The sequence below is a fragment of the Hanstruepera marina genome (genome assembly GCF_019880635.1).
GTDB classification, from domain to species: Bacteria; Bacteroidota; Bacteroidia; order Flavobacteriales; family Flavobacteriaceae; genus Hanstruepera; species Hanstruepera marina.
Window position 1 is genome coordinate 324,264 of the sequence record NZ_JAINVX010000005.1, and the last position, 15,889, is coordinate 340,152.

14 protein-coding genes are annotated in these 15,889 nt (G+C 34.4%); 6 read left to right on the top strand and 8 right to left on the bottom strand.

Features of this window, described 5'->3' with window-relative positions; genetic code table 11:
• Nucleotides 1–2: 2 nt before the first annotated feature.
• Nucleotides 3–1,286 carry an aryl-sulfate sulfotransferase gene (locus K7G76_RS13920; protein WP_223034825.1) on the bottom strand — a complete coding sequence of 428 codons (1,284 nt, stop codon included), beginning with the start codon at nucleotides 1,284–1,286 and terminating at the stop codon, nucleotides 3–5.
• A 132-nt stretch (nucleotides 1,287–1,418) separates the two neighbouring features.
• Between K7G76_RS13920 and K7G76_RS13925 the strand changes: the two genes are divergently transcribed.
• Genes K7G76_RS13925 through K7G76_RS13935 form a run of 3 tightly spaced genes read left to right on the top strand, consistent with a single transcriptional unit; the run spans nucleotide 1,419 to nucleotide 3,868 of the window.
• Nucleotides 1,419–1,991 carry an RNA polymerase sigma factor gene (locus K7G76_RS13925; RefSeq protein WP_255573034.1) on the top strand — a complete coding sequence of 191 codons (573 nt, stop codon included), beginning with the start codon at nucleotides 1,419–1,421 and terminating at the stop codon, nucleotides 1,989–1,991.
• Nucleotides 1,978–2,760, top strand: coding sequence for a hypothetical protein (locus tag K7G76_RS13930; RefSeq protein ID WP_223034826.1), 783 nt, complete (start codon nucleotides 1,978–1,980; stop codon nucleotides 2,758–2,760). The genes K7G76_RS13925 and K7G76_RS13930 overlap by 14 nt, the downstream gene beginning before the upstream one ends.
• Before the next feature lie 28 nt (nucleotides 2,761–2,788).
• Nucleotides 2,789–3,868 (top strand): hypothetical protein, encoded by a 1,080-nt coding sequence (locus K7G76_RS13935; protein WP_223034827.1) that lies wholly within the window; start codon nucleotides 2,789–2,791, stop codon nucleotides 3,866–3,868.
• Nucleotides 3,869–3,930: 62 nt separating this feature from the next.
• On the opposite strand, the gene K7G76_RS13940 is transcribed toward K7G76_RS13935, so the two are convergent.
• Nucleotides 3,931–5,817, bottom strand: coding sequence for a Xaa-Pro dipeptidyl-peptidase (locus K7G76_RS13940; RefSeq protein WP_223034828.1), 1,887 nt, complete (start codon nucleotides 5,815–5,817; stop codon nucleotides 3,931–3,933).
• A gap of 118 nt (nucleotides 5,818–5,935) precedes the next feature.
• Between K7G76_RS13940 and dnaG the strand changes: the two genes are divergently transcribed.
• Nucleotides 5,936–7,894 carry a DNA primase gene (gene dnaG / locus K7G76_RS13945; RefSeq protein ID WP_223034829.1) on the top strand — a complete coding sequence of 653 codons (1,959 nt, stop codon included), beginning with the start codon at nucleotides 5,936–5,938 and terminating at the stop codon, nucleotides 7,892–7,894.
• Here the strand turns inward: dnaG and K7G76_RS13950 are convergent.
• Together K7G76_RS13950 and nadE are read right to left on the bottom strand one after the other, a co-directional pair.
• Entirely contained in the window at nucleotides 7,889–8,515 is a 627-nt protein-coding gene (locus tag K7G76_RS13950; protein ID WP_223034830.1) for a response regulator, read from the bottom strand. The genes dnaG and K7G76_RS13950 overlap by 6 nt on opposite strands.
• A gap of 102 nt (nucleotides 8,516–8,617) precedes the next feature.
• Nucleotides 8,618–9,406: an NAD(+) synthase gene (nadE, locus tag K7G76_RS13955; protein ID WP_223034831.1), complete on the bottom strand. Its 789-nt coding sequence runs from the start codon at nucleotides 9,404–9,406 to the stop codon at nucleotides 8,618–8,620.
• Nucleotides 9,407–9,500: 94 nt separating this feature from the next.
• Between nadE and gldB the strand changes: the two genes are divergently transcribed.
• Complete coding sequence (gene gldB, locus K7G76_RS13960) at nucleotides 9,501–10,463, top strand: gliding motility lipoprotein GldB (RefSeq protein ID WP_223034832.1); 963 nt, start codon at nucleotides 9,501–9,503, stop codon at nucleotides 10,461–10,463.
• A 5-nt stretch (nucleotides 10,464–10,468) separates the two neighbouring features.
• Nucleotides 10,469–10,792, top strand: coding sequence for a gliding motility protein GldC (gene gldC, locus K7G76_RS13965; RefSeq protein WP_255573035.1), 324 nt, complete (start codon nucleotides 10,469–10,471; stop codon nucleotides 10,790–10,792).
• Nucleotides 10,793–10,837: 45 nt separating this feature from the next.
• Here gldC and aqpZ read toward each other — a convergent pair whose 3' ends face one another.
• The 4 genes from aqpZ to K7G76_RS13985 form a co-directional block, all read right to left on the bottom strand.
• Nucleotides 10,838–11,542: an aquaporin Z gene (aqpZ, locus tag K7G76_RS13970; RefSeq protein WP_369412209.1), complete on the bottom strand. Its 705-nt coding sequence runs from the start codon at nucleotides 11,540–11,542 to the stop codon at nucleotides 10,838–10,840.
• A 151-nt stretch (nucleotides 11,543–11,693) separates the two neighbouring features.
• A complete protein-coding gene (locus K7G76_RS13975) occupies nucleotides 11,694–14,144 on the bottom strand; it encodes an arylsulfatase (RefSeq protein ID WP_255573036.1) in 2,451 nt (816 codons plus the stop codon).
• 66 nt (nucleotides 14,145–14,210) lie between these two features.
• Nucleotides 14,211–14,801 (bottom strand): Crp/Fnr family transcriptional regulator, encoded by a 591-nt coding sequence (locus K7G76_RS13980; protein ID WP_223034834.1) that lies wholly within the window; start codon nucleotides 14,799–14,801, stop codon nucleotides 14,211–14,213.
• Nucleotides 14,802–14,807: 6 nt separating this feature from the next.
• Nucleotides 14,808–15,839: an HAD family hydrolase gene (locus tag K7G76_RS13985; RefSeq protein WP_223034835.1), complete on the bottom strand. Its 1,032-nt coding sequence runs from the start codon at nucleotides 15,837–15,839 to the stop codon at nucleotides 14,808–14,810.
• Nucleotides 15,840–15,889 lie beyond the last annotated feature (50 nt).

Below are 15,889 nucleotides of genomic sequence, written 5' to 3' on the forward strand. Positions count from 1 at the left end.
GCTTACAACCCTAGGTCTGTTATAGCAGAATCATCTAGGTTGTAGTTATAACATCTCCAAAACGAGGTTCCATCATCACCAGAATATTTCCATGCAATTTCACCTAAAGGAGATACTTCCCAAAAGCCAAAGTCGCCTTCGCAAATTAGAGTATTACCATTCTGTAGTCTAACGGCACCAGAAATTCTACCATAGAATAAATCATCATCTGTAAAACTCCAAACCACTGTTGGTTCATTATTAACGTTTGGTGTTAACTCAAGTGCAGATGGCATTTCAAATTCATAAACAGTAGACTGTTCAATATGGCTTCCGTTCATATAAATTAAAACATTACCATTACCAGGCACATTGTTTTCAAGTATGTTGGCAAAATGATTGTTGTAGAATAATCGTTCACCTACATTGTTGTAGGTTTCAGGGTTACCAAACCTATATAACAGATTTCCGCCTTTGTTATAGTTTCCACCTTCTGAGGTAGCTGCTTGAGCAGTAGTAGTGCTATGGTCTATTACCCAAACTTCACTGTAATAATTCACACTTATATAAATAACATTGTTTAATGGGTCGTGGTCAATACCATTAGCGTGCATGATATCGCCATTATCAATAATGTTATAATTAATATTAATTAGGTTGGGATTGTTTGTTAGGTTTCCAAAATTAGGTAATGCAGGAAACTGATCTTGAATAATATGATCAAAACTATGCCATTCCCAAACAATCTGATTGGAAGTAGGGTTTACTTCAATAAGGGTTTCAGTAAAAATATCATGATCAGTATCTACACCAGTAGCGATAGCTTCATTCATTGGGATTCTTTCCCAAACTAAAAACATAACATTTCCGTTAGGTAATAACTCTACATCATGATGGGCAATATAATTTTCTGAAGCATATTCATATTCCCAATCAACAGTACCATCTATATTTAAAATTTTAACAATACCACCACCTCCGCCAAAAGTAAAGATAGGGTCATCTACTTTAAACATTCCGATTAGCCTTCCATCTGGTAATATTTCCAAGTCGTTACCTAACCTAGTGTCTAATTCCCATTCATAGACTTTAAATCCAGCCTTATTTAATAAATACGATTTTGTCCCTCCATTTTCAATGGCAAATACATAGCTGTTTTCAACCAAATTAGAGTTGTAAACTTCTACATTTGGTGATAATTCAATAGGGTCTGGTTGATTATTTATTGAAAAGTCATCATCATTATTGCAACCTGTAAAAAATAAAGTTAAAATCAGTATTAAAAATGGTAATTTAGAGTAGGTCATTAGGAAATGATTTTGTTAAGTGGTAAAACTACTAATTATTAATGTATATATTAAATACATAATTTTTTATAAAATTATAAATGTCAGGCAACCATTTGTATTTTTTTTGCGTCTTTATAAATAGAAGATATAATGAAAGCTATTTTGAAGGTTATTCAACTTTATAATAACACTAACCTAATTGGCAAAGCCAAGAAGAATAATCGTGAAGCGCAACATGTACTTTATGAGGAGTATTCGCCTAAAATGTTAAGTGTGTGCAGATATTATATAAAGGATATTCAACATGCCGAAGAGGTTATGCTAAATGGATTTTTTAAAGCCTTTACCAACATAAAGCAGTTTGAAGACAAAGGAAGTTTTGAAGGCTGGCTTCGTAAAATAATGGTTAGGGAGGCTATTTCGTTTTTAAGGCAACAAAAAAAAATTGAGTTCAGTTTAGAAGACACAAATTATGCAGTAGAGTATCAAAATGATATTTATGACAAAATAAATGTAGCCGAAATACAGGAACTGATAGATACATTGCCAGAAGGCTATAGAGTAGTATTTGTTATGTATGCCATTGAAGGCTATAAGCATCAGGAAATAGCAAAGATGTTGGAAATAAGCGAAGGCACATCAAAATCACAGCTGTCAAAAGCTCGAAAATTGCTTCAGAAAAAATTAAAGGAATTAAATAGTAAGAATTATGGCACCAGTTAAATTTGAAGAACATATAAAAGATAAGTTAGAGCAACGTGCTATAAAACCTAGGGAAACAGCATGGAATAAATTGGCCGAAAGGTTAGATGCTAATGACCAAAAATTATCTCATGCCAAGTTTTGGTTGATTGGAATAGCTGCAAGTATTGTAATTGTACTGGTGGTTTCCAATATCTTTTTTAACAATAATGAAGTTTCTAATGGAACCAATACCATTAAAGTGGTAAACAGTAATGAAACAGGTAGCGAAGTTAAAGAACAACCAAATAGTAGCGAGACTTTTACAACCGATGAGGTTTCTGATGATGAAACCGAAAAAGATAAGATAGAGAAGGACAACAAAATTCAACCAAACTTTATACAACAACAAAAAGTTGCAACTGTTAAAAAGAAAAACCAGCCAAGAAATACGAGTTCTAAAAACGTTAAGATTGAAAGAATGGCATCTAATAAAGTTAATGATAAAGAAGAAGGTATAAACAAATTAAATATTGAAAGCGCAGAAAAAATAAGCACACTTGCTATCACGGATTTAGTTCCTGATAATACGAAAAACATTGATAATGAAATAGATAGTTTATTATCCAAAGCCCAAAAGGATGTGTATTCGAAAACAGCTGATAACAAAGAGGAATTAAAAATAAGTCCGCAAGGATTATTAGAAGAAATTGAATTCGATTTGGACCAATCCTTTCGAGATAAAGTGTTTCAAAAATTAAAATCAAGTTATAAAAAAGTGTCTACTGCAGTGGCACACAGAAACGATTAAATAATCATCAATTAAAAATCAAACAGTTATGCAAATTATTACTAAACACTTACTATGTTTCATGCTTTTATGCGTTGTGCAATTTAGTTTTGCACAAGAAGACAATTCAGAAAAGATTGAAGCTTTAAAGACACAAAAAGAAGTTGTTAAAGAAGAAGAAAAAGCACGGCTTAAAGAAGAGGTTGAAGCCATAAATAAGAGACTTGATGACGGTGAGATTTCTTTAGAAGAAGCCGCAAGACTTAAAAATGAACAAGCTGAAAAGCATGCTTTAAACATTGAAAACCGCTTGGCAATTATTGACAACCGCATTGCGTTATTGGAGCGTAATGAGTATGTTGATTACGATACTGGTGCCAACCTTGAAGGCTTTAAAATTGAAATTGGAAAAAATGAAGAGTCAGATGAGTACGATATGGGCAGTTTTTATATTGGCCCAGATCATAAGAGACGACCACGTAAATACGATAGACGCACTACAAGCGATTTAGTTTTCGCCATTGGCTTCAACAACGCTATTATTGAAGGCCAATCGTTAAGCGACTCACCATACAAAATTGGAGGTTCTGGTTTTGTGGAGTTAGGTTGGGCTTGGAAAACACGTGTGTTTAAAAACTCAAATGCGTTAAGGTTTAAATATGGTGTGTCTTTTCAATGGAATAAATTAGATATTAAGGACAATCTTTATTTTGTAGAAGATGATGATGGCAATGTCTCTTTAGAAGAGTTTCGGGTTAACGTCAATAAATCGAAATTCAGAACAACCAATTTGGTAATTCCTATTCATTTTGAATTTGGCCCATCTAAAAAAATTGAGCGCGAGGATTACTTTAGGTATTCGACTTACAGAAAATTTAAAGTAGGATTAGGAGGTTATGCAGGATTAAATTTACAATCTCAGCAAAAACTAAAATACTCTGAAAATGGTAATAAGGAGAAGGATAAGTTTAGAGATTATAACACCAATGCTTTTGTTTATGGGTTAAGTGGCTATTTGGCTTGGGGCGGAATTGGTATCTATTGTAAATATGATTTACAGCCTATATTTAATAATCAAGCAATAGACCAAAATAACATATCATTAGGTATTCGTTTTGATATGGATTAGTGTTAATTACATTGAATTAGTAAGAAAAAAGGCTTCAATAAATTGAAGCCTTTTTTCAATTGCTATTCTGTTGCTTTTCTCAGAGCGTCTTCACCACCAACTATAGGTAAGGTCAAACTTGTTTTGTCTAAATCTATAGTCAATTCTGTGCCAGGTTCTGGCAACAAGGTAAATTGGCTGTCGCTAGAGAATATCATTAAACCAATTTGTTGCCCTTTTTTAATCACTTGATCGTCTGGCTGTAAATCAAATTTTAGGCTGTAAAATTTGCCAGGGCTTAAAGGCTCACTTTCAGTTAAAGATTTGTGGTTTTGTGGGTCTGCCCAACCTCGTGTAATAATATTGTCGGTAATTTTAGGCTTACCTTCTGTATTCCATGGTAAAGACACCAACCAAACTGACAAGTTTGCAGCTGGCTTGCTGCTCGCTAATGTTATCGATATGCTAGCCAAGCCTGAAATATGAATATCTTCTTTTAATTCAGGTGTAACATACAATAATCTGTTTTTTGAGTTTTTAGCTTGAGCTAAATCGTTTCCAGAAATATTGGCATTATCTACAAGGATTTCAGAGCCTTGTTTTTTGTTTTTTTCAACCGATAGTTTGCCAATTGCATTTCCACCAGCGTTTAAATGTAAGGTTACATCTTTGGCGTCTGGATTAGGATAATCTTTATAAGCTGTTGGTTCTTTCATATTATCATCTTCTCTAACAATCCATGCTTTAGCATCATTCTCAACACCATTATCTACACCATGTAAATAATGTGTAAACCAACGATTCATCATACTAATTGGTGGTGGACCGCCATGTCCAAATTGGTGATAATATATTTGCGTAGGTAAGCCTTTATCTGATGCTGCTTTATAAATACGATAGCTATGTTCTGGCATAACATTCCAATCGTTAAAACCATGAGACATAAGTAAAGCAGCTTTCATAGGCTCCATATCATTTAAATAATCGCGTCCAGCCCAAAATTCGTTATAATCTCCAGTAATACGATCCATACCATTTTTCATTTCGGTATCTCGAATTTTAGCATTATTATAATCTCTTTTTCTAATAAATTTTTTGGAGTCTTTACTGTCTTTGATATAGTTTTTATTCAGAATTAAGTCTTCGCCACCACTATGAATAAAATCATAAAGCACATCTATATCTTCACCTAAATAACCACCAGGTGAACGTACCAATCCGTTCGATCGGTAATAGTGGTAGTATGATGTGTTTGGAGCAATGGGAATAATGGCTTCCAAGCCTTCAACTCCAGTTGTTGCAGCGGCCAATGGAATTGTCCCATTGTATGATGTGCCGGTCATACCTACTTTCCCAGTAGACCAATAGGCTTCAACTTCTTCGTTACCGTCACGCTCTGTATAGCCTTTTGCACGACCATTAAGCCAATCGATAACGGCTTTTGGGGCCAAAGACTCATTGTCGCCACCTACGGTTGGAGCGCCATCAGATAAACCAGTTCCGGGTGATGATGAATGTACAACAATATAACCACGAGGAACCCAAGTTTTTATTTGTGAATTTGAAATTATTGGTCGCTTTCCAATGCGCTTAACTTCTACTTGTGTGCGTGGTTTAGCTTCTTCTCCAAGTTCGTGGTGAACATCCCAAAATAAACCATCTACATTGGGCGCAACACCTGCATAATACGGACTAGACTCATAAACTACGGGTAATTTTAATCCGTTTTCTGTTTGCGGTGGTCGGGTAACAGCAACATGCATACGGTCTAATTTACCATCACCATCTGTATCAAAGGTTGTCTCAACCCATAAATCATGTCTAATCCATTCATCTGGATTATTAAATTCAGGAACAACTTGTGCTTCGCCATTTACAAAAATAGGTTCTACTTTTTCCTGGGCAACAAGTTGAAATGAGCTAAAGAGAAAAAGTATAATTAACAGTGCTGAATGTTTAAAAATTTTCATGAGTAGTGGTTTAATGTAATTTTTTAGAAAGTTAGTCGATTTATGCTATAAATCAAATAGAAGATGCTTTAAAGTCTCGTATCTTTTAGTAATTTTACAAGACTTTAACTTTTAGCAATTGATTTCAAAAACAACTATAGACCAAGTATTTGAAACTGCCCGTGTAGAGGAGGTTATAGGTGATTTTGTGCAATTAAAAAAAGCAGGCAGCAACTTTAAGGGGTTGAGTCCGTTTAGCGATGAACGCTCTCCCAGTTTTATGGTGTCTCCAGTAAAACAAATTTGGAAAGATTTTTCAAGTGGTAAAGGAGGTAACGTTGTAGCTTTTTTAATGGAGCATGAGCATTTTACTTATCCAGAAGCTATAAAATATTTAGCTAAAAAGTATAATATTGAAATAGAAGAAACCGAACAGTCAAATAAGGAAAAAGAGCAGGCTAATGAACGCGAAAGCTTATATTTAGTAAGTGAATATGCCAGTCAGTATTTTCAAAATATTCTTCATAAAACAGATCAGGGGAAGGCTATTGGTTTAAGTTATTTTAAAGAGCGCGGCTTTACTACTGAAACCATCAGGAAATTTGATTTAGGGTATTCATTGGATGAATGGCAAGCCTTTACAGACGAGGCCTTAAAAAAAGGTTATCAGCTTGATTTTCTAGAGAAAACGGGGTTGACTATTGTAAAGGATGATAAACGTTTCGATAGATTTAAAGGGCGTGTTATGTTTCCAATTCACAGTATGAGTGGTAGGGTTCTTGGTTTTGGTGGTCGAATTCTAACCAATGATAAAAAGGCGGCTAAATATTTAAATTCACCTGAAAGCGATATTTACCATAAAAGTAAAGTGCTTTACGGTATTTATCAAGCCAAACAAAGTATTGCGAAAGAAGATAATTGCTATTTGGTTGAAGGGTATACCGATGTTATTCAGTTTAATCAAACAGGAATTAAAAATGTGGTATCCTCTTCGGGTACAGCTTTAACACCCGAGCAAATCAGGCTTATAAATAGGCTTACCAAGAATATTACTGTGTTGTTTGATGGCGATGCAGCTGGACTTCGTGCCTCACTTCGAGGCATCGATTTAATTTTAGAGCAAGGTATGAATGTGAAAGTTTGTACGTTTCCAGAAGGTGAAGATCCAGATAGTTTTGCTAAAGCGAATACATTAGAAGAGCTGTCCATTTATTTAGATGAGCAAGCAAAAGATTTTATTCAATTTAAAGCTTCAGTTTTATTTGAAGAATCTAAAAACGATCCTATTAAGAAAGCCGATACAGTTCGTGATATTGTAAATAGTATTTCAAAAATACCAGACCGGATAAAAAAGGAAATTTATATTCAAGAGTGTGCTAGAATAATGGATATAAGTGAAGAAGTGCTTTTTAGTACGCTGGCACAAATTAATAAAAAGGAGTTTCAGGAAACCAACAAGCAATATAAACAAGAACAGAAGGCTTTTGAAGTAATTAAACATAAAGAGCCCGTTAAAAAGGTGGATGTTCAGTATGAATTAGAACGAAAAATTATTCAAATTTTGCTGCTTTATGGAAATCGAATCGAAGATTTTGAAGATTTAATTTTAAAGGAAAACGAGAAGAATGAATTAATACTGGAGCCAGTAAAACAGGAAGCTCGTGTTTTTGAAAAAATTTATTTGGATTTACAGGATGATGAAATGCAATTTTCAAACCCAACCTTCAAGGATTTATATTATATAATAATTGATACTTTAAATCAGGACCCTGATTTTCCTTTAGAGAGTTTTATTAATAAGGTTGATCCCAAAAATGCTAACGAAATAACAACCATTCTTATGGAGGATGAACGCTATACTTTGGCCAATTGGGAGAGTAAGAATATATTTCCAAAGGAAAAAAATCAAACCATAGCACAATTGGTAAGTGAGACTATTTTGAGTTTAAGATGCTTTTTAATTGAACAAAAAGTAAGTGAATTTAAACAAGAAACTTTAGAGAATAAAACTGAAGTAAATCGAGAAGTTTTAGAAGAGGTTAAAGATTATTCTGGACTTAAAATGTTATTGTCGAGAAAATTAAATAGGGTGTTATAATTCCAATAGTTTGGCGCGACTAATTAAATCTACAATGTTATCTACCTGTAATTTTTTCATTAAACGCGCTTTATAGGTGCTAACCGTTTTTTCGTTGATGTTTAATTCTGCAGCAATTTCTTTATTTTTTCGTCCAGACGAAATTAATTTTAAAACTTCAATCTCACGTGTAGATAATTTTCTATAATACGAACCAGAGCGCCCCACACGCCTGCCTTTTTTCATTTGCTCTTCCATATCATTACTCAAATACGTTCCACCTTCATGAACCCTTAAAATGGCTTCTTTAAGTGTAATTATACCAGCAGTTTTGGAAAGATAACCATCTGCACCAGCTTTTATGGCGTTGATAGCGTAAATGCCTTCAGGTTGCGCACTAAATATAATGGTCTTAACTTCAGGAAAATCTTTTTTAAGTCGCCTTAAAGCTGTTAAACCATTTAATTTTGGCAAATCAATTTCACACAAAATAATATCAACTCTATTTTCTTTTAGGAATTCAAAAATGGCTTCACCATTCCCAACTCCACCTACAACTTGAATATGTGGTGAGGTGACAAAAAGCAATTCAATGCCCTTTCTTACAATAGGGTGGTTATCAACTACCAACAGATTTATCATGTCTAGAAATTTTTTTTGATGTTGATATTGTTGAGGCTTAAAAAGCTACAAATATATTAGTAGCCTAGTAAAGATAATAAATTCTAATGATAAATAAGAGCCTTACTTTAAATTGTTTGGTATTTCGCACACAGGAATAGGTAGCATTTTGTGCTTGTTTGATCGGTTGAAACGCTGGTATATTTTTAATACATCTTGTTTCCTACCTTCAAAATCATCTGTTGTTTTTCCTTCGGCATCCATTTGCATTGCCCATTCCAGTTCTGGATAAGAAGCTCCTATTTGATCTTCATCACTCCTGGCATCACCAAATAACCCATCGCTTGGAGCAGCGTCCATTATGGATTTAGGAACCTTTAAAAATTCACCAAGTTCATAAACTTCAGATTTTAGCAAATCGGCAATAGGGCTTAAATCAACACCACCATCACCATATTTGGTATAAAATCCAACTCCAAAATCTTCTACTTTATTTCCTGTTCCAGCAACCAATAGTTTTTGTAGACCAGCGTAGTAATAAAGTGTTGTCATGCGCAATCTGGCCCGTGTGTTTGCCAAAGCCATATCTACTATGGCTTGTTCGCCTTCCAAAGAAATTTCGGTTTTAAATTCTTCAAAAACAGGTGTTAAATCGACATTAGCATCACGTACATTCTCAAATCGTTGCTTTAATTGTGCTATATGTTCTTGTGCCCGACTCACATGACTTGCTGCTTGGTGGATTGGCATTTCAATACATAAAACATCTAATCCTGTTTTGGCACACAAGGTAGAAGTTACAGCAGAGTCTATACCGCCGGAAATACCAACAACAAAACCATTGACTTTTGCATTAATTGCATAAGTTTTAAGCCAATTTACAATGTGTTCAATAACTTTTTCTGTTTGCATTTTATAGAAGTTTTTTAACCAAAGAAGTGTACCTTTGTTGCACAAAAGTAAGGCAATATCATAACTAATAAAAATTAGGATTAGAATCTTAAATATGAAGTATATTATAATATTATTTTCAATGTTTGTTTTGGTTTCTTGCAATGAGGAATCTAAAGTGGAGCAAGAGATTGCTAAAATTGATGTTGATTTTATGGTAGAGCGGTTTGATAAGGCGTTTTATGAAGCAAATGAATCAGATTTGCCCAAATTGAAACAGGCCTATCCTTTTATGTTCCCAAATTCTTATCCAGATTCATTTTGGATAGAGCGTATGCAAGATAGTTTGAGACAGGAGTTGTTAGCAGAAAGCGTTTCAGCATTTGATGATTTTACCGAAGTAAGATTAGAAGTTGAGCAATTATTCCAACATCTAAAATATTATTTTCCAGAATTTACGGTGCCTCGTGTAATAACAACACCTTCTGATGTAGATTATAGAAATAAAGTTATTGTTACCGATACTATTGCTTTAATATCTGTAGATACGTATTTAGGTGCAGAACATGAGTTTTATGATGGTATCCAAAACTATTTAAAACAGAATTTCAATAAAGACCAGATAGTTGTGGATATGGCAGCATCTTATGGCGAGAAATATGTTTATCAATTAGAGCGCAAGACATTTTTAGACGAAATGATATACTATGGTAAGATATTATACTTTAAAGATGTAATGATTCCTTTTAAATCGGATGCTGAAAAAATTGGGTATACCGATGAGCAACTCAAATGGTCGCATGACAACGAGTATTTTATATGGAACTATTTTATTGATAAGGAATTGTTGTATAGTACAGATTCAAAATTACCAAGCCGTTTTGTTAATCCTACACCGTTTTCAAAATTTTATTTAGAGATAATAGATAATGAGTCACCTGGAAGAATAGGTCGCTTTATAGGATGGCAGATTGTAAAGGCTTACATGGAAAACAACGATGTGTCTTTAAAGGATATGCTAACTGAAGAGCCTATAAACATATTTAATAACAGTAAATACAAACCACGTAAAGAATAGCAAGAATGGAATCTACAATAGAGTTGAAAGTTGAGTTAGATGATAATAGAGTGCCCGAAAAATTAAGCTGGACTGCTGAAGATGGAGGCATTAATAATGAAGAAGCAAAGGCTATGCTTTTATCGGTTTGGGATCATAAATCGCAAGAGACATTACGAATAGATTTGTGGACAAAAGATATGCCTGTTGAAGAAATGAAAGTGTTTTTTCATCAAACTTTAGTTGCCATGAGTGATACCTTCAATCGTGCTACGCAAGACGAAAAAATGACAGCAACCATGAAAGATTTTTGTGATTATTTTGCTGAAAAATTAGAGCTAAAAAAATAGAGAAAGACTTAACTTCCTCTATTTTTAAAATATTTATTGGTTGTATTAGTCTTTGTTTGGAGCCATATATTTGTAGACAATACCTGCCAAAATTGCTCCAATAATAGGTGCTACCCAAAATAACCATAACTGACCAGTTGCATCACCGCCAACAAATAAAGCTTGACTGGTACTTCTTGCTGGGTTAACCGATGTATTGGTAACAGGAATACTAATTAAATGGATTAAGGTTAAAGCTAATCCTATGGCCATACCGCCAAAGCCTGGAGAGGCATTTTTATGTGTGGCACCAAGGATAACAATTAAAAACATAAAGGTCATAACAATCTCAGTTACAAGAGCGCCTACCAACCCATAGTTTACACCATAAACATTAGCATCGTAAAAATTTGTAGCAAAAGCTCCAGGACCAGAAAAACCAGAAAAATCAGTAGCACTACTAACAATTAAGTATAAAATAGCTGCGCCAGCTAGGCCTCCTAACACTTGCGAAACGATATAGCCAAGTAAATCTTTGGCTTCAAATCGTCCGCCCATCCATAACCCAATAGATACAGCTGGATTAAAATGGCCTCCTGAGATATGCCCTAATGCGTAAGCTCCTGTTAAAACGGTTAACCCAAAGGCAAGTGAGACTCCAACAAGTCCGATGCCAATATCTGGAACACCTGCCGCTAAAACAGCACTTCCACAACCTCCTAGAACAAGCCAAAAGGTACCAATAAATTCTGCTAAAAGTTTTTTCATGATTTTAGTTTTAGTTAGATAATAAAGTAATCATTATTAGTAAATTATAGTCAAGATACAAAAAAATGTGAATCAAAATATAACTCTTAAATAAAAAGGGAGTTCATTAAATTTGAACTCCCTTTTTGCAGTGCTATCAATCAATTTATAAAATTTATTGACTCATCATTAAACGTTTCGCTTCAGCTTCTAAATCAATGTAAGGTGTACCTTCAGCAGTTACGCCAACACCAAATATAGTTCCACCTTCAAACTCACTTGGAGTTGGATAATGTTCACTTACAGCATCACCACTATCATAACCAACACACAAGCCATCACCAGATAACGTAAATTTAGCAGGTTGTGTTTTCATTGGACCTTCTGCAACTACTTCTTCATCAATATATAGTTTAGTATAACCTATTGGTTCACCATATTCACCTTTATCTTGCTTTTTAAATTCAACACCAAAAGTGTGTTTACCAGTTGGAATTGGCACATTAGAAACAAAAACTTGTTCTGGCTTAATACCTAAGAAATTATATACATAATATAACTTTTTGTCTTTAATAAAAAGAGCATGTCCACCAAAGCGTGAACCATGTGCAAAAATAACACCTTGAGCATTAGCATCTGTGATTTCAACATTTGCTAATAATTTATAATCTCGACCTCTAATATTAACAGCTACACCTTCTGGTACAGGATCTGTTCCAGGTTTATAAATAAAACGATCTCTAGGTGGTTCTTCTTTTGGTCTTTCAATAGTTAAAATTTCAGCAGCACTTCTGTCATCTAAAGGTAATACTTTATTAATTTCAGCTTGACGGAACCATTCATCAATTAATTCTTGAAGTTTTTCTGGATACTCTTCCGCAAGATTATTAGATTCAGAACGATCTTCTTCTACATTGTATAGCTCCCAGACATCTTTGTCAAAGTTACTTTTTCCAGATAATGGTGCGTGAATAGCAACAGCTTTCCAACCATCTTTCCAGATACCTCGTGTTCCAAGCATAGTATAGTATTGTACTTCTTTTTGTGTTGGAGCATCTGGTTCAGCATCAAATGAATACATCATAGATACACCAGAAAGTGGCGTTTGCTTAACACCGTTATAAACTTCGGGCATTTCAATGCCAATTGCTTCAAGCAAAGTAGGTACAATATCTACAGAATGATGATATTGATGTCTAACTTCACCTTTAGCTTTTATTCCTTTTGGCCAAGAAATCACTAAAGGATCGTTAGTTCCACCAGCAAATTGAGAATAACGCTTAAACATTTTAAAAGGTGCTGAAAATGCAGCTGCCCAACCAGTAGGAAAGTGATTGTAAGTTTCAGGACCACCTAAAACATCCATATATTTTAAATTTTCTTCTAAACTATCTGGATAACCATTAAAGAATTTGTTTTCGTTTACAGAACCATTCGGACTTCCTTCTCCAGAAGCACCATTATCTGCAGCATAAAGTACGATGGTGTTTTCTAATTGTCCCGTTTCCTCGAGGTAATCAATGATTCTACCAACTTGAGCATCTGTATATTCTGAAAAACCAGCATATACTTCAGCCATTCTTGAGAATAGTTTTTTCTCGTCATCATTTAATTCATCCCAAGGGCGAACATAATCAGCTGGATTTGCCATATCTTCAGGCATAGGATTAAAAGGTGTCATTGCTGTATCTTCTGGAAGAATTCCTTTTTCTTTCATACGATTAACAACCCAATCACGATAAGCATCGTAACCATCATCAAACATACCTTTGTACTTTGCTGTATATTCAGCAGGTGAGTGGTGTGGTGCATGATTAGCACCTGGATTGAACCACATATAAAATGGTTTAGATGGATTAGTTGATCGTTGGTTTTGCAACATATTAATTGCTTGATCTGCTAAATCTTTTGATAAGTGATAGCCTTCTTCTGGAGTTGCTGGAGGTTCAATAAAATGGTTATCCATTACTAAATCTGGATACCAATTGTTTGTTTCTCCTCCTAAAAATCCGTAAAAACGGTCAAAACCAATTTGTGTTGGCCATTCTGAACGATTGCCTCCTGCAGCAATATCACTTTCTGGGACATTATGGTTTTTACCTAGCCAAAATGTTCCGTAACCATTATCTCGAAGAATTTGTGCAAAAGGAGCACAATCGTCTGGAACACGACCATTTGATCCTGGGAAGCCATCAGCAGTTTCTGTAATGGAAGCCATACCATTTAGGTGATGATTTCTACCTGTTAAAATAGTTGATCGTGTAGGTGAACATAAAGCAGTTGTATGCCATTGTGTATAGGTTAAACCATTGGCAGCTAACCTATCCATAGTTGGCATATTAATACGACCACCATAAGGTGACCAAGCCCCTAACCCTGTATCGTCATAAAGGACGAACAAAATATTTGGAGCGCCTTCAGGTGCTTGTTTTGGTGCATAAGGAGTCCAGTCGGCTTCAGAGTCTCTGACATCTAGAGCTATTTTTCCTTTAAAACCATCATCTGCTACAGAAGGCTCTTCTGAAGGTGATTCCTGTTTATTGTTACATGCTGCGATTAGCATTAAGCAAAAAAGTGAACTAAAAAAATAGAACAAGCTTTGCTTTCTTAATTTGTGATTTTTCATAGTTGTTTGTTTATATGATTAATTATAGCTTCACAAAATTATTGCATCATTGTCTTTAAAAAAATATCATTTGATAACTTTTAGCTTTTTTTTGATGCGATGAAGCGTTAAGGGTTTTATACCTAAAAAACTTGCAATATGTTTATCAAAAGTTGATTTTAAATATTCTGGATTCATTTGTATTAAGTCTAAATATCGCTCTTCTGATGTCATTGATACAAATGTGTGAATTCGATGTGAAAAAGCTGCAATAACCTCTTTTAATAAATTTATATATAGAGTCATGATTTTTGGATTTTGATATCCTATTTCCTCTAACTCTTCAACATTGAATTTTAGAATATGAGCCTCCCCAATAGCTTCAGCATTTAGTACTTGTTCTTTGTCTTCAAAAACTCTGGCGTCACCAAAAAAATAGCCTTCTGCTCTCAAGTGACAGTTTAATTCTTCTCCCTTTTCGTCTATAATATAGGCTCTAGAACTCCCTTTCAATAATAAAAACAGAAACTTATCGGTTCGTCCTCCTTTGAGAATTATTTCTTTGTTATTATAAACTTCATAAGTAGACATTTTTAAGAAAATATCCACTTCTTTGTTTTTTAAATAAGGAATAAACTTTTTTACAAGTTGTTTTATTTCAGACTTTGAAAAAGTCATATAATTTTAATTTAATTGAAAAGGATAGATTACTTTCCAATCGTTTTTCATGTCAATTACTGTCCAACCTTTTTCTTTAGCTTCATCTAGTCCTTTATCTAACTTTCCAATGTGTGAGTTTCTATCGTAGGCCCATTCACGGTCAGCATCGGTATGATGTAAGTACAATTGAAATGATTTATAGGTATTGGAATCTGTCCATTGCATCATTTGCAAATCACCATCAGAGTTTCCAGAAGCAAAAACGGGTTTTTTACCAATATGTTTATTAATACCTACAGGCTTTCCAACTTTGTCATCTATAAAGTCGATTTTTGGTAAACGTTTTATAACTGGATTGCCGTTATTGTAATCGTATTCTGTTGCGACACTACTGCCAACTACTTGGTCAGTTGGGATACCGTAGACTTCTTCAGTCCAAGGGCGCATAAACTCTATGCCACCACCTGAAACGATAAAAGTTTTAAAATCATTGGCTCTTAAATAATCTAGGAGTTCTAACATGGGTTGATACACCAGTTGATTATAGGGTTTGTCAAATCTTGGGTGTTTAGCTGTGGCTATCCAATCTTTAACAATAGTTTCAAACTCATCAGTCGTAATGCCCGAGTGTGTTGCCATAACCAGTTCCAATAAACCATGTTCACCATAAGAAGCAAGTGCTTTCATGTCATCTTCCAAAACAGCTTTAAATGGTTGAGTAGTTTCCCAATCAGGATTTTCGGAAGCCAAAGCTTTTACTCTGTCTATGGCAAAAAACAATTGAAAGTAAGCCGGTTGCTCACTCCACAGATTACCATCATTATCAAATGTAGCGATACGATCTGCAACAGGAATGAAATTTTGACTTTCTGAATTGGTAACATCTTCAACATAAGCCATGATAGCTTTTTTTGTATCAGTATCATTCCAAGAAGGTAATGGGTCAATTTCTTCTACTGTGCCTACAACAGTTTCAGTGTCAGCGTTTGTTTTGCCTTCTTCTTTGCATGTTAATAGGGTTAGTACGACTCCAATTAGGGCTAAATATTTTTTCATAATTATCAATTGAATAAAAAAAGCTGTGTCTTAAATAGACACAGCTTTCT

What these genes read in the sequence shown, in the direction of transcription:
- K7G76_RS13920 (WP_223034825.1), bottom strand. Translation starts at nt 1,286, where the DNA reads ATGACCTACTCTAAATTACCATTTTTAATACTGATTTTAACTTTATTT.
- K7G76_RS13925 (WP_255573034.1), top strand. Translation starts at nt 1,419, where the DNA reads ATGAAAGCTATTTTGAAGGTTATTCAACTTTATAATAACACTAACCTA.
- K7G76_RS13930 (WP_223034826.1), top strand. Translation starts at nt 1,978, where the DNA reads ATGGCACCAGTTAAATTTGAAGAACATATAAAAGATAAGTTAGAGCAA.
- K7G76_RS13935 (WP_223034827.1), top strand. Translation starts at nt 2,789, where the DNA reads ATGCAAATTATTACTAAACACTTACTATGTTTCATGCTTTTATGCGTT.
- K7G76_RS13940 (WP_223034828.1), bottom strand. Translation starts at nt 5,817, where the DNA reads ATGAAAATTTTTAAACATTCAGCACTGTTAATTATACTTTTTCTCTTT.
- K7G76_RS13950 (WP_223034830.1), bottom strand. Translation starts at nt 8,515, where the DNA reads ATGATAAATCTGTTGGTAGTTGATAACCACCCTATTGTAAGAAAGGGC.
- nadE (WP_223034831.1), bottom strand. Translation starts at nt 9,406, where the DNA reads ATGCAAACAGAAAAAGTTATTGAACACATTGTAAATTGGCTTAAAACT.
- gldB (WP_223034832.1), top strand. Translation starts at nt 9,501, where the DNA reads ATGAAGTATATTATAATATTATTTTCAATGTTTGTTTTGGTTTCTTGC.
- gldC (WP_255573035.1), top strand. Translation starts at nt 10,469, where the DNA reads ATGGAATCTACAATAGAGTTGAAAGTTGAGTTAGATGATAATAGAGTG.
- K7G76_RS13975 (WP_255573036.1), bottom strand. Translation starts at nt 14,144, where the DNA reads ATGAAAAATCACAAATTAAGAAAGCAAAGCTTGTTCTATTTTTTTAGT.
- K7G76_RS13980 (WP_223034834.1), bottom strand. Translation starts at nt 14,801, where the DNA reads ATGACTTTTTCAAAGTCTGAAATAAAACAACTTGTAAAAAAGTTTATT.
- K7G76_RS13985 (WP_223034835.1), bottom strand. Translation starts at nt 15,839, where the DNA reads ATGAAAAAATATTTAGCCCTAATTGGAGTCGTACTAACCCTATTAACA.